At 64.3% G+C, this 13,042-nt stretch carries 11 protein-coding genes; 7 read left to right on the forward strand and 4 right to left on the reverse strand.

What is annotated here, in order from left to right:
- Positions 1-6: 6 nt before the first annotated feature.
- Positions 7-1,377, reverse strand: a complete 1,371-nt coding sequence (locus ACFVWT_RS07275) for an acetyl-CoA C-acetyltransferase (protein ID WP_390246527.1) — start codon at positions 1,375-1,377, stop codon at positions 7-9.
- Positions 1,378-1,533: 156 nt separating this feature from the next.
- On the opposite strand from ACFVWT_RS07275, the gene ACFVWT_RS07280 reads away from it, so the two are divergent.
- Together ACFVWT_RS07280 and ACFVWT_RS07285 are read left to right on the forward strand one after the other, a co-directional pair.
- Entirely contained in the window at positions 1,534-2,190 is a 657-nt protein-coding gene (locus tag ACFVWT_RS07280) for a TetR/AcrR family transcriptional regulator (protein ID WP_390247111.1), read from the forward strand.
- Positions 2,191-2,220: 30 nt separating this feature from the next.
- Positions 2,221-4,335, forward strand: a complete 2,115-nt coding sequence (locus tag ACFVWT_RS07285; protein WP_390246529.1) for an acyl-CoA dehydrogenase — start codon at positions 2,221-2,223, stop codon at positions 4,333-4,335.
- Between the two features lie 87 nt (positions 4,336-4,422).
- Here the strand turns inward: ACFVWT_RS07285 and glgA are convergent, their stop codons facing one another.
- Entirely contained in the window at positions 4,423-5,619 is a 1,197-nt protein-coding gene (gene glgA, locus ACFVWT_RS07290; protein WP_390246531.1) for a glycogen synthase, read from the reverse strand.
- A gap of 102 nt (positions 5,620-5,721) precedes the next feature.
- Here glgA and glgC point away from each other — a divergent pair, with 102 nt between their 5' ends.
- From glgC to ACFVWT_RS07305, 3 genes are all read left to right on the forward strand, one after another.
- Positions 5,722-7,119 (forward strand): glucose-1-phosphate adenylyltransferase, encoded by a 1,398-nt coding sequence (gene glgC / locus ACFVWT_RS07295; protein ID WP_390246533.1) that lies wholly within the window; start codon positions 5,722-5,724, stop codon positions 7,117-7,119.
- Positions 7,120-7,186: 67 nt separating this feature from the next.
- Complete coding sequence (locus ACFVWT_RS07300; protein ID WP_390246535.1) at positions 7,187-8,638, forward strand: SDR family NAD(P)-dependent oxidoreductase; 1,452 nt, start codon at positions 7,187-7,189, stop codon at positions 8,636-8,638.
- Positions 8,639-8,736: 98 nt separating this feature from the next.
- The gene (locus tag ACFVWT_RS07305; RefSeq protein ID WP_390246537.1) at positions 8,737-9,201 is read left to right on the forward strand and encodes a pyridoxamine 5'-phosphate oxidase family protein; all 465 of its coding nucleotides are present in this window, start codon (positions 8,737-8,739) and stop codon (positions 9,199-9,201) included.
- Positions 9,202-9,220: 19 nt separating this feature from the next.
- Here ACFVWT_RS07305 and ACFVWT_RS07310 read toward each other — a convergent pair whose 3' ends face one another.
- Positions 9,221-9,664, reverse strand: a complete 444-nt coding sequence (locus tag ACFVWT_RS07310) for a universal stress protein (RefSeq protein ID WP_390246539.1) — start codon at positions 9,662-9,664, stop codon at positions 9,221-9,223.
- A gap of 272 nt (positions 9,665-9,936) precedes the next feature.
- Here ACFVWT_RS07310 and ACFVWT_RS07315 point away from each other — a divergent pair, with 272 nt between their 5' ends.
- On the forward strand, positions 9,937-10,701 hold the full coding sequence (locus ACFVWT_RS07315) for a response regulator (protein ID WP_390246541.1): 765 nt from the start codon (positions 9,937-9,939) through the stop codon (positions 10,699-10,701).
- Here the strand turns inward: ACFVWT_RS07315 and ACFVWT_RS07320 are convergent.
- On the reverse strand, positions 10,698-12,395 hold the full coding sequence (locus ACFVWT_RS07320) for a GAF domain-containing protein (protein WP_390247113.1): 1,698 nt from the start codon (positions 12,393-12,395) through the stop codon (positions 10,698-10,700). The genes ACFVWT_RS07315 and ACFVWT_RS07320 overlap by 4 nt on opposite strands.
- A gap of 157 nt (positions 12,396-12,552) precedes the next feature.
- On the opposite strand from ACFVWT_RS07320, the gene ACFVWT_RS07325 reads away from it, so the two are divergent.
- Entirely contained in the window at positions 12,553-13,038 is a 486-nt protein-coding gene (locus ACFVWT_RS07325) for a pyridoxamine 5'-phosphate oxidase family protein (RefSeq protein WP_390246543.1), read from the forward strand.
- Positions 13,039-13,042: the final 4 nt, after the last annotated feature.

Genomic DNA, 13,042 nt, shown 5'->3' on the forward strand with positions numbered 1-13,042 from the left:
AGCCCCCTAGGATGCTTCAAGAATGGCGACGACCCCTTGGCCGCCGGCAGCGCAAATGGAAATCAGGCCGCGGGCCGGACGACCGTTCACCTTGCCCTTCTCGTGAAGCATCTTGGCCAGCGTGGCCACGATCCGACCCCCGGTCGCGGCAAAGGGGTGCCCCGCCGCCAGCGAGGAACCGTTCACGTTCAGCTTGGACCGGTCGATGCTGCCCAGCGCTCCGTCCAGGCCAAGGCGTGTGCGGCCGAATTCTTCATCTTCCCAGGCGGCCAGGGTGCTGAGGACTGTACCGGCGAATGCTTCATGGATCTCGAAGAAGTCGATGTCATCCAGCGTCAGTCCGTTGCGGGCGAGCAGGCGGGGTACCGCGAAGGCCGGCGCCATCAGCAGTCCGTCCTTGCCGTGGACGAAGTCGACGGCGGCCGCCTCGCCGTCCACGACCGTCGCGAGCTTGGGAAGTTCGTGGGCGTCCGCCCATTCCTCCGAGGCGAGCAGCACGGTGGACGCGCCATCAGTGAGCGGGGTGGAGTTGCCGGCTGTCATGGTCGCCTCGGCGCCCAGATTCTTACCGAAAACGGGCTTGAGCGTGGACAGTTTTTCAAGTGTTGTGTCGGCGCGGAGATTCGAGTCCCGGGTCAGTCCGCGGTACGGCGTGAGCAGATCGTCGAAGAAGCCGGCATCGTAGGCGGCTGCCAGGTTGCGGTGGCTGTTGTAGGCCAACTCATCCTGGGCCTCACGGGTAATCTTCCACTGCGCTGTGGTGAGGGCCTGGTGTTCACCCATGGAAAGGCCCGTCCGGGGCTCCCCTGTATTGGGTGCGTCGGGTGCGAGGTCCTTGGGGCGAAGGCGGCCCAGGACCTTTAGGCGCTGGGGCAGGGTCTTGGCGCGGTTGAGGTCCAGCAGAATCTCGCGCAGGCCCTCGCTGACGGCGATGGGCGCGTCGGACGCCGAGTCGACTCCACCGGCAATGGCCGAATCGATCTGTCCGAGCTTGATCTTGTTTGCGAGGCCGAGCACAGTTTCGAGTCCCGTGGCACACGCCTGCTGGAGGTCGTAGGCAGGGGTTTCCGCGGAGAGGGCCGAACCCAGCACCGCCTCGCGGGTGAGGTTGAAATCGCGGGAGTGCTTGAGGACAGCACCTGCGGCAACCTCGCCGATGCGTTCATCCGCGAGGCCGAAACGGGCGATCAGGCCGTTGAGCGCTGCAGTCAGCATGTCCTGGTTTGAGGACTTGGTGTACGCACCCCCGGTCCGGGCAAACGGAATACGGTTTCCGCCCACCACCACGGCCTTGCGCAGCAGGCCTCCGCCGGATGCGGCTGCAGGGACGGTGGATGATTCCTCGGGTCCGGTGGCGGACTGTCCGTTAAAGGACATGTGCTGTCTCCTTTTGCTCAACGCTGATTACCGATACCCAGCGTACCTGATACGCTGGGTATCGTGAACATCCTCCCCGCTGACCCTGACGATGCCCTGGCTGGCAACTCCCGTGGCGCCGGCGCTCCAGGCAGCTCCGCCGAGGGTGGCTCCGTAATCGACGGACGCGCCGCCCGCTGGCAGTCCCACCGGGAGGAGCGCCGCCGCGAACTCATCAAGTCTGCGCGCAAGGCAGTCCATGCTTTGGGCAGCGACGCATCCATGGAGGACATCGCCGCCGTAGCCGGCACGTCCAAGTCCGTGTTCTACCGCTATTTCGGCGATAAGGCCGGGCTGCAGCAGGCTGTCGGCGAGGTGGTGATAAGCCAGATGCAACGCCGCATCCAGGAAGCCGTCCAGGGCGCCCAGACGCCCCGGGAAGGGCTTCTCGCCATGGTGTCCGCCTACCTGCAAATGGCGGAAACCAGCCCTAACGTCTACACGTTCGTCACGACGTACTCGGCAGGAGAACCAGGAACAGCCACCGGGGGCATGGCGGCGACTGGCGCGCTGGGCCATTTCTTCGAAGAAGTCCGTGACATGATCGCCCGGCCCATGCGTGCACACCTGGGCACCGGCAGGGAAGCCGTGGTCGGCTATTGGCCCACCGCGGCGATCGGCCTCGTCCGGAACGCCGGCGAGCAGTGGCTTGCCACGCCGGAGTCGCCCGGCAAACCCGACCAGGAAACCATGGCCCGTCAGATCACCGCCTGGCTGTGCGTCGGGATTGCCCCTGAACTGGAGCCCCTGGAGCCCCTTAATCCAAACCTTTAGTGAATTGTCAGAACCAAAGAAGGAATCGACATGACCGACGTAGTTGACCGCGCCGCCAGCCAGGCACGCCGCCCCGCCGGCAGCGCACACCACCCGGCCGACGTGGCGCCCGCCGTCGACGTAGCTGCCCTCGGCGAGCAGCTCCTGGGCAAGTGGGCCCACATCCGCCGGCACTCCCGCGAGCTTTCAGGCCGACCCGAACTGCACAAGACCGAGGGCCTCACGCACAGCGAACACCGGAAGCGCACGTTCGGCCAGCTTCGGTACCTGGTGGAGAACGGTGCAGTTCACCGTGCTTTTCCCTTATCCCTGGGCGGTTCGGATGATCACGGCGGGAACATCGCCGGGTTCGAGGAACTCGTCACGGCCGACCCGTCGCTGCAGATCAAGGCCGGCGTCCAGTGGGGGCTGTTCGGATCGGCTGTGATGCACCTCGGCACCGAGGAGCACCATGCCAAATGGCTGCCCGGCATCATGAACATGGACATCCCCGGCTGCTTTGCTATGACGGAAACCGGGCACGGCTCTGATGTTGCCAGCATTGCCACCACGGCCACGTTTGACCCGGCCGCGCAGGAATTCGTCATCAACACGCCCTTCCGTGCCGCGTGGAAGGACTACATCGGCAACGCCGCCATCGACGGACTCGGCGCGGTGGTGTTCGCCCAACTGGTGACCCTTGGCGTGAACCACGGTGTCCATGCGTTCTATGTGGATCTGCGGGATCCGAAGACCATGGAGTTCCTGCCGGGCATCGGCGGTGAGGACGACGGCGTCAAGGGCGGACTCAACGGGATCGACAACGGCCGGCTGCACTTCAGCAACGTCCGGATACCGCGGACCAACCTGCTCAACCGGTACGGCAATGTTGATGCCGACGGAGCCTACACTTCACCAATTGCCAGCCCGGGCCGACGCTTCTTCACCATGCTGGGCACCCTCGTCCAGGGCCGCGTCTCACTGGACGGTGCCGCGGTGGCTGCCAGCAAGATCGCCCTCAAGACCGCCATCCAGTACGCCACCGAACGGCGCCAGTTCAACGCCTCCTCGCACACCGACGAAGAAGTGCTGCTTGACTACCAGCGCCACCAGCGGCGGCTGTTCACCCGGCTCGCAACAACCTATGCCGCAGGCTTCGCCCACGAGCAGTTGCTGCAGAAATTCGACGACGTCTTCTCCGGAGCACACGACAGCGACGAGGACCGCCAGGACCTGGAAACGCTGGCCGCCGCGCTCAAGCCGCTCAGTACGTGGCATGCCCTGGATACCTTGCAGGAGTGCCGCGAAGCCTGCGGCGGGGCAGGCTTCCTGATTGAGAACCGTTTCGCCTCCCTCCGGGCGGACCTGGACGTCTATGTCACGTTTGAAGGCGACAACACCGTGCTTCTCCAACTGGTGGCCAAGCGGCTCCTTGCGGACTACGCAAAAGAATTCCGCAAGGTGGACGTCGGGGTGCTGGCACGCTACGTGGTGAGCCAGGCCGCCGGAACGGCGGTCCACCGGACTGGCCTTCGCCAGGTTGCCCAGTTCATGGCCGACACGGGTTCGGTGCAGAAGGCAGCCATTGCACTGCGGGACGAAGGCACCCAGCGGCTGCTGCTGACAGACAGGGTGCAGACCATGGTTGCCGAGGCCGGAGCAGCACTGAAGGGAACCAACAAGCTCCCGCAGCAGAAAGCCGCCGCGGCTTTCAACCAGCACCAGCACGAATTGATTGAGGCGGCTCAGGCCCACGCGGAGCTGCTGCAGTGGGAAGCCTTCACGGACGCCCTGGCCGACGTGAAGGACCCGGGCACCAGGCGGGTGCTGACCTGGCTCCGGGATCTATTCGGACTCTCGCTCATCGAGAAGAACCTTTCGTGGTATCTCATGAACGGCCGCCTGTCGATGCAGCGTGCACGCACTGTGGGCGATTACATCAACCGCCTCCTGGTCAAGATCCGCCCGCACGCCCTGGACCTGGTGGATGCCTTCGGCTACGGCCCGGAGCACCTGCGCGCGGCAATTGCCACCGGAGCAGAAAAGATCCGCCAGGATGAGGCTCGCGCGTTCTTCCGGACCCAGCGGGCCGACGGTGAGGCCCCGGTTGACGAAAAGGTGCTCCTTGCCCGTCAGGCACGCGACACGAAGGCTGCACGCCGCTAAGCCCGGCGGACCGTCCGGCACGGCGACTAAACGACGACGGCGCCGGCCCCCTGAGGGGGTGCGGCGCCGTCGTCGTTTAATCGCTGTCTAGGCAAGGACCGATCGGTACACCTCAAGGGTGGTTTCCGTGATGGATTCCCACGAGAAATGCTCCTCCGCCCGACGGCGGCCTGCCTGTCCCATAGCGCGGGCGCGCGCCGGATCGGACACCACCTCAGTCAGAGCGGCGGCGAATTCGTTGACGAACTTCTCCGGATCCAGCGGGGTTCCGGTGCCGTCAGTGACCTGTTCCAGTTCCACTAGAAGGCCTGTTTCGCCGTGCTGGACAACCTCGGGGATGCCGCCGGTGGCACTGGCCACCACCGCTGCACCGCAGGCCATTGCCTCCAGGTTGACGATTCCCAGGGGTTCGTAAATGGACGGGCAGGCAAAGGCGGTGGCGTGGCTGAGCACCTGGATCAGCTCGTGGCGGGGAAGCATGCGCTCAATCAGGACGACTCCACTGCGCTGGGTCTGCAGTTCCTCGATCAGGCGGGCGGTTTCGGCTGCGAGTTCAGGGGTGTCCGCCGCGCCGAGGCACAGGACCAGCTGGACTCCCGCCGGCAGCTTGGCCGCGGCACGGAGCAGGTACGGAACACCTTTCTGGCGGGTGTTCCGGCCGACGAAAACAACGCTGGGCAGTGCAGGGTCGATGCCCAGGGCACGGATGGCGTCGTCGCCCTCATCACGGTTCCAGAGTTCCACGTCGATGCCGTTGTGGACCACGCGGACCTTGGCCGGATCGACGTCCGGGTAGCTGCGGAGAATGTCCTGGCGCATCCCTTCGGACACGGCGATGATGGCGGCCGCAGCCTCGTAGGCGGTCTTTTCCACCCAGGAGGACAAGGCGTAGCCGCCGCCGAGCTGTTCGGCTTTCCACGGCCGCAGGGGTTCAAGGCTGTGGGCGCTGAGCACGTGCGGGATGCCGTGCAGCAGCGACGCCAGATGGCCTGCCATATTGGCGTACCAGGTGTGCGAGTGGACAAGGTCCGCGCCCGCTATGTCCGGCACGATGCGCAGATCCACCCCGAGCGTCTGCACGGCGGCGTTGGCGGCCCCCAGATCCTCCGGGACCGAATAGGACGTCACCTTCGCTCCGTGGTAATCGGGATCCCGGGGCGCCCCGAAGGCCCGCACCTGCAAATCCACATGCTTGGCCAGCACGCGGCTTAATTCGGCCACATGGACCCCGGCGCCGCCATAAATCTCGGGCGGGAACTCTTTAGTCACAATGTCTATTCGCACGATACCCAAGGTAGTCCTTACGGCGTATCTGTTCTAGTGTGAAGGAGTCCGGGCGTGCCGGACTTTTTGGGGAAGTTACGAAGGCGTACAGGAGCGACCACCATGCCGTTGAATAAGAAAGTCCTGGCTATTGTCCTCGCAGGCGGCGAGGGCAACCGGCTCATGCCACTGACGGCTGACAGGGCCAAACCCGGCGTGCCCTTTGCCGGGAGCTACCGGCTAATCGATTTTGCGCTGTCCAACCTCGTGAATTCCCGCTACCTGCAAATTGTGGTGCTCACCCAGTACAAATCCCACAGCCTTGACCGGCATATTTCCGAAACGTGGAGAATGTCCACGCAACTGGGCAACTACATCGCCTCCGTCCCGGCGCAGCAGCGCGTGGGCAAAAGCTGGTTCCTTGGCAGTGCCAACGCCATTTACCAGTCCCTGAACCTGATTCATGACGCCAACCCCGACATCGTGGTTGTGGTGGGCGCCGACCACGTCTACCGCATGGACTTCGCACAGATGGTTGAGCAGCATGTTGCCAGCGGCGCCAAAGCCACAGTGGCCGCGGTCCGCCAGCCGCTCAGCATGGCTGACCAGTTCGGCGTCATCGAGGTGGACCAGGACAATCCGCAGAAGATCGCGGCCTTCGTAGAGAAGCCGTCCTCAACCCCCGGACTGGCGGCAGACCCCACGCAGTTCCTGGCATCCATGGGAAATTACGTTTTTGATGCGGATGCCCTGGTGGACGCCCTGCACGTCGATGCCGAGCGCCTCGACACCAAGCACGACATGGGGGGCGATATCATCCCGTACTTCGTCAACAAGGGCGAAGCAGGCGTTTACGACTTCACGCTGAATGATATTCCCGGTTCCACCGAGCGGGACCGCACCTACTGGCGCGATGTCGGCACCATCGATTCCTTCTATGACGCCCACATGGACCTTATTTCCCCCATGCCGGTCTTCAACCTGTACAACTCGGAATGGCCTATCTACACACGGCAGAGCATCTCCCCGCCGGCAAAGTTCGTGCGCGGCCAGGGCAACACCGTGGGTACGGCCCTTGACTCCATCGTGGCCAGCGGCGTGGTAATTTCCGGCGGCATCGTGGAAGGTTCAGTCCTGTCCAACGACGTCTACGTGGGCACGGCGAGCCGCGTGGTGGATTCGGTCCTGATGGACAAGGTCCAGATCGGTGAGGGTGCCGTGGTCAACCGCGCCATCATCGACAAGAACGTCAAGGTGCCCGCCGGTGCAGCGATCGGCCTGGATCCGGAGCGCGACCGCGCCCGCGGTTTCAAGGTCACGGACTCGGGCATCACGGTGCTTTCCAAGGGGCAGGCAGTTCCGGAACCGGACGAGGCCGAACGCGCGCTGTCAGCCGCCAACCTCCACCTGGTGCCCAACGCGATCAAGGCGGCAACCGAGAATTACCCGTCTGTCCGGGACTCCGCAGCCAAAGTAGGGGAAGCCCACGCGGCGGCCGTGGGAGTATCCACCACCGACTAGGCGCCCACGCCGCCACCGCTGAACCCTGAGGCGGGCCGAAGTATTCGCAGGCTGTAAAATTGGACCAATGAACTCCCCCGATTTGACGCCTGAGGACATCCAGGCCTGCCTCAAGGTTCTTAACACCATCCACGCCTATGACGAGGAGCACCCGGACTACGTCTCGGTTCGGCGCGCCACGGGCAAGATGTTCAAGGCTGTCAAAAGACACCGCCGGGTCACCAAACGCGACCTCATAGCCGAATCCGACCGTGCAGTCATCGCGCAGACGGCCACGGCAGCGCCCGACCGGATCGACGACGAAACCCGCGGGAACAAGCTGGAGCCCTCTGCCACGGGCAAGGTGGCCGGACACCTCATCAGGTCCCGCCCGTGCTACATCTGCAAGAATCATTACACCCAGGTTGATGCCTTCTACCACCAGTTGTGCCCAGAGTGTGCTGCGTTCAGCCACAGTAAGCGCGACGCGCGCACAGACCTCACCGGCCGCCGTGCACTGCTCACGGGAGGACGCGCCAAAATCGGTATGTACATCGCCCTGCGACTGCTCCGGGACGGCGCCCACACCACCATCACCACGCGGTTCCCGAAAGATGCGGCGCGCCGCTTCGCAGCGATGGAGGACAGTGGTGAATGGCTCCACCGGCTCAGGATCGTGGGCATCGACCTTCGCGATCCCTCCCAGGTGATGGCCCTGACCGATTCGCTCGACGCCGCAGGCCCCTTGGACATCATCATTAACAACGCGGCCCAGACTGTCCGCCGTTCCGGCAACGCCTACAAACCGCTGGTCGATGCGGAGGATGAGCCCCTGCCCGCCGCACTCGACGCGGCCAACGGCGGACCTGAACTGGTGACATTCGGCCACGCCCATGACAAGCACCCGCTGGCCCTCGCCAGCAGCGTCATGGAACACCCCGTCCTGGCCGGCGACGCCATCACATCCCTGGCCCTCTCTACCGGTTCGGCTTCGTTGGAACGGATCGCCACCGGCACGGCGATCGACGCCGGCGGACTGGTTCCGGACCTGGCCACCATTAACAGCTGGACCCAGGTAGTGGACGAAGTGGACCCGCTTGAAATGCTTGAGGTTCAGCTCTGCAACGTGACGGCGCCCTTCCTGCTGGTGAGCCGTCTGCGGGCCGCAATGAAACGGTCCACCGCGCACCGGAAGTACATTGTGAACGTCTCCGCCATGGAAGGGCAGTTCTCACGTGCGTACAAGGGTCCGGGCCACCCCCATACCAACATGGCCAAAGCGGCACTAAACATGATGACCCGCACCAGCGCGCAGGAAATGCTCGACTCCGACGGCATCCTCATGACCGCCGTGGACACCGGGTGGATTACCGATGAGCGTCCGCATTACACCAAGGTCAGGCTCATGGAGGAAGGCTTCCACGCTCCGCTGGACCTCGTGGACGGTGCAGCGAGGGTATACGATCCAATCGTCATGGGCGAAAAGGGCGAAGACCAGTACGGCGTCTTCCTCAAGGACTACAAGCCAAGCCCCTGGTAACAGGCACTCCCCCGTCCCACTAGCAGAGGCTGCGCGGGTGCGGCTAGGGGCCCTATGGCCCTAAAAGGCGTGCCGGAGGGACCGTAACGTGGGTCTACATGAACGCTATGACGCCGCCCGAGGGCCAGCTGTCCATCGATCAGTGCTGGGTTATGCTCGACACCGAGGTGGTCGGGAGAATCGCTCTCATTGTCGATGGCCACCCGGAAATCTTCCCGGTCAATTTCGTGCTCCAGCGCCGCACTATCGTCTTCCGGACGGCCGGCGGGACAAAGCTGTGGGCAGCCATGACGGCCAAGCCCGTGGCTTTCGAAATTGACGGCTATGACGCCCATGAAGAGATGGCCTGGAGCGTGGTTGCCCGCGGCGAAGCCGAACTTATCGAAACCAAGGAAGAAAAAGACGAAGTGGACGCCCTGTTCCTGGAGCCATGGCAGCCGGGCGACAAGGACTACTACGTGCGGCTGGCGCCCAAGGCACTCACGGGCCGCCGGTTCAAGGTCAAGAAGCCGGACATGTGGAACACGCGGCTGTCCGATCCCCGGCGCGCCGCGTTCGAATAGCCCGCTTCGCCAGGAACTGTCAGCGCTTCTCGGGAGTGTGCACGACCAGTACCGGGCAATGCGCGTGGGCTACGCAGGCAGAACTCACTGACCCCAGCAGCAGGCCGCCAAAGCCGCCGTGGCCCCGCCTTCCGACCACAAGCATGTCGGCCTCCCGGCTCGCGTCGATGAGGGTATTCCTTGGGCGCCCCTGCACCAGCCTGGTCTGGACGTTCGGCGGTGTGTCCGTCCCGAACGCCTTGTCCACTGTCTCCTGGAGGATTTCCCCGGCACGCACGTCGAAGTCATTGATCCCCATGGCAACGTAACCGTCGTAGACGGGCGGGTAATCCCAGCAGGCCAGGGCCACCAGTTGCGCGCCAAGCCTGTCGGCGAGGCTGTGTCCCTGCTTCAGTGCTTCCACTGACGCCTCCGAGCCATCCACTCCAACGATGATGGTCCGGATGTCCTTGGCCTCATTCATGTCTTCCCCTTTCGAGGGCGGCTGTCGCGGGAGGAAACCCGTCGGGCAGGCAAGTGTCCTTCAAGGATGTGTGCCGGGACCCGCCGTCGCTAGGGCCTAAAGTCATGGCCGCTGCGGGTCCAAGGACCCTTGCTGCACCGGGCACCGTCAACGAGAATTGGTGGGCCGGATGACGGAAACCGGGTCCGGACAGAGATAATGGGATCTGCACCGCACCGGCAAGCCGGTTAGCGGACCGATTATGGCGGCCCCGGCTGCCGGACAGGAGGACCATGATTCCTCAGGCAGACCTAGGTCCCTCCGCGCAGAACATACACACCGGCCTCATCCGCGTGTTCATTCTCGACGATCATGAACTTGTCAGGCGTGGTCTCCAGGAACTTCTGGAAGGCGAGGGCTTCCAGGTTGTGGGCAGCTCGGGTTCCGCTGTCGAGGCTACCCGGCGCATTCCTGCCCTGCATCCCGATGTCAGCGTGCTCGATGCCCGCCTCCCGGACGGCACCGGCATCGAAGTCTGCCGGGATGTCCGCTCCGTGGATCCGAACCTGAACTGCCTGATCCTGACGAGCTTCGATGACGAACAGGCCCTGCGCGGTGCTGTACTTGCCGGCGCCCGCGGGTACGTCCTGAAAGAGATCGGCGGCACAGACCTGATCGGCGCCCTGCGGCGTGCAGCTGCCGGGGAATCACTGTTCGACGACGGCGTGGCGGCGAGCATCGTGGAAAGCCTTGTCGCACCCCAGCAGGTGGATCCGAGGATTGCCGGGCTCACGCCGCAGGAGCGGCGCGTCCTGGAGCTGGTGGGCGGCGGCCTCACGAACCGCCAGATCGCTGCGGAAATGTTCTTGGCTGAGAAGACCGTCAAGAACTACGTGTCGTCGCTGCTGGCAAAACTGGGGTTCGAAAGGCGCACGCAGGCCGCGGTTTACATCGCCAACAACGCGGTACCGGCGCCGTCCGGTTCAGGGCGTTCCGGGGCGGCCCATTCTGCGTCCACCCACGCTTCCGGCAACGATTCCGACGGGCACCGGCGCTAAAGCGGAACCGACCACACCAGGCTGGTCCCGGCCTCCGGAGCGCCGGTAATGGTGCAGGTGCCGTCCAGCATCCTGGCGCGCTCCTCCATATTGTTCAGTCCGTTGCGCTTCACCGAATCCTTGAATCCGCTGCCGTTGTCGATCACCTGCACCGTCATCCTGCCGTTTAGGGCGGAGACGGAAACCTCGATCGAATCGGCTCCCGAATGCCGGATGGCGTTGCTCAGCCCCTCGGAAACAACGGCAACCACATGATCGGCCTTTTCCGGCAGGACAGAGTCAACCGGGCCTTCCAGGCTTAGCCCCGGGGCAAAGGGCATGGACTTCGCAGCGCTCCGCGCGACACTCCGCAGCCTTCCGCTGAGCAGTTCAGTATCGCCGTTGCCGGTCCGGAGCGAGTAGATGGTGTCCCGCAGGCTGCGGATGGCCTCGTCCAATTCACCGGTGATTGCACGGATCCGCTCCAGTGCAAGGTCTTCCTTCGTGAACCGGTTCAAGCTTTGGACGCTCAGGCCTGCAGCAAAGAGCCGTTGGATCACGAGGTCATGAAGGTCACGGGCTATCCGGTCGCGGTCAGAATAGACCAACAGTTCTTCCCGCAGCCGGTGGACCCTTGCCAGTTCAAGAGCCAACGCCACATGGGACCCAAAAACAGCTCCCATCTCCACGTCTGTCCGGCCGTAGGGGCCTGCACCCGCGTCCCGAACGAGGAGCAGCAGGCCGTGATGGGCGCCCTGGGTACTGAGCGCCACTGCAAGCAGCGGACCGGACACGGTCCCCTCCAGCACTCCCAGCACGTCGGCGGCATTGTCCACGAGCAGCGGGTCTCCGCCGGCAAGCACCTCCCGCAGTGCATCCGAATCCAGCCCCAGGACCTGGCCGGCAAACAACTCCGCATCTTCACCATCCGCCCCGGCAACGAAAAATCCCGCGCCGTCCGCCGCGGGTTCAACTATCAGGGCCAGGCGGGATCCGGATTCCCGCAGCGCCCTGCCGGCAATCGGACCAAGACCGGCAGACGACGACGGTTCGGTCCCCAGCATCAGCCCGGAGACGTCCATGCAGGCCTCAAGCCATTGGGCGCGCCGCCGGGCGTCATCGTAAAGCCGCGCATTCTCGATGGCGACGCCGGCAGCAGCCGCCAGGGCTACCGCCAGTTCCTCGTCCTCGACCGTGAAGTCGCCGCCGCCCTCCTTTTCCGTCAAATACAAGTTTCCGAAGACTACCTCCCGCACGCGGACCGGAACGCCAAGGAAGGATTGCATCGGCGGGTGATGCTCAGGAAAGCCATAGGCCTCGGGGTGCCGGCGAAGGTCATGGAGCCGCAGTGGCTTCGGATCGGAGATCAACAATCCCAGGACTCCGTGGCCGGTGGGGAGCGGTCCGATCCGTTGAGCCAGTTCGCCGTCAATCCCGACAGTGATGAAGTGGCTGAGGGCACGGTCATCCCCAATGACGCCCAACGCCCCGTAGCGGGCGCGCAGCAGCTGGCAGGCGGACTGGACGACCCGCTCCAGGACGGCATCGAGGCTCAAGTCCTCCGCAACGGCCACAACCGCCTCAAGCAGGCCGCCCATGCGCTCCTGGAACTGGAGGAGTTCACCGGCACGGGAAACGAAATCCTTGAGCAGGTCTTCAATCCTCGTGCCGCCTGCGGCTGTGTATCGTTCGGGACTGTCGCCATCGGCATGCATATCCACAACCCAACTCCTGACCGCGTACGTCCGCTCCGGCGGCGTGAGGCCAGAATACCGTTAAGCCATTCCGCCTGGGGCAGGAGTGGTCGTTTTCTACGTCATGGGGACCTTGGGCCCTAGCGTTCCGCAGGTTCCCTGGCTTAGGCTCGGCGTCATGAGCACTGATCCGAAACCCGGCGTTGACCACCCGCACGAGGTCGAAAACCTCGACAATCACGAATGCTGGCGTTTGCTGCGCAGCGTTTCAGTGGGCCGGCTGGCCGTCTGGGTCGAAGACCACCCGGACATCTTCCCCATCAACTACAAGGTGGACCACGGAACGCTGGTCTTCCGCACAGCTGACGGCACCAAGCTGCAGGCAGCCACGGGCGACACCCCTGTAGCCGTCGAGGCGGACGGCGTGGACGCGGACAGCGGCATCGCCTGGAGCGTCGTGATCAAGGGACAGGCAGCTCCGGTGAAGAACCAGGAAGAGGTTCTGGACACGGTGGGACTGCTGCTCTTCCCGTGGCAGGCCGGCAAGAAAGAGCACTTCGTCCGAATTACCCCGGACACCGTCACAGGTCGCCGGTTCAAGGTGACTCCCCCGTTGACCTGGTGGACGCCGCTGGACGACGCCACCAGGTCCGGCTACGAGTAATCCC

This window comes from Arthrobacter sp. NPDC058288 (genome assembly GCF_042880995.1).
In the GTDB taxonomy this organism is placed as follows: Bacteria; Actinomycetota; Actinomycetes; order Actinomycetales; family Micrococcaceae; genus Arthrobacter.

Excerpts from the sequence above, each read along its gene's own strand:
- ACFVWT_RS07275 (WP_390246527.1), bottom strand. The coding sequence starts at position 1,377 with ATGTCCTTTAACGGACAGTCCGCCACCGGACCCGAGGAATCATCCACC.
- ACFVWT_RS07285 (WP_390246529.1), top strand. The coding sequence starts at position 2,221 with ATGACCGACGTAGTTGACCGCGCCGCCAGCCAGGCACGCCGCCCCGCC.
- glgC (WP_390246533.1), top strand. The coding sequence starts at position 5,722 with ATGCCGTTGAATAAGAAAGTCCTGGCTATTGTCCTCGCAGGCGGCGAG.
- ACFVWT_RS07300 (WP_390246535.1), top strand. The coding sequence starts at position 7,187 with ATGAACTCCCCCGATTTGACGCCTGAGGACATCCAGGCCTGCCTCAAG.
- ACFVWT_RS07305 (WP_390246537.1), top strand. The coding sequence starts at position 8,737 with ATGAACGCTATGACGCCGCCCGAGGGCCAGCTGTCCATCGATCAGTGC.
- ACFVWT_RS07310 (WP_390246539.1), bottom strand. The coding sequence starts at position 9,664 with ATGAATGAGGCCAAGGACATCCGGACCATCATCGTTGGAGTGGATGGC.
- ACFVWT_RS07315 (WP_390246541.1), top strand. The coding sequence starts at position 9,937 with ATGATTCCTCAGGCAGACCTAGGTCCCTCCGCGCAGAACATACACACC.
- ACFVWT_RS07320 (WP_390247113.1), bottom strand. The coding sequence starts at position 12,395 with ATGCATGCCGATGGCGACAGTCCCGAACGATACACAGCCGCAGGCGGC.
- ACFVWT_RS07325 (WP_390246543.1), top strand. The coding sequence starts at position 12,553 with ATGAGCACTGATCCGAAACCCGGCGTTGACCACCCGCACGAGGTCGAA.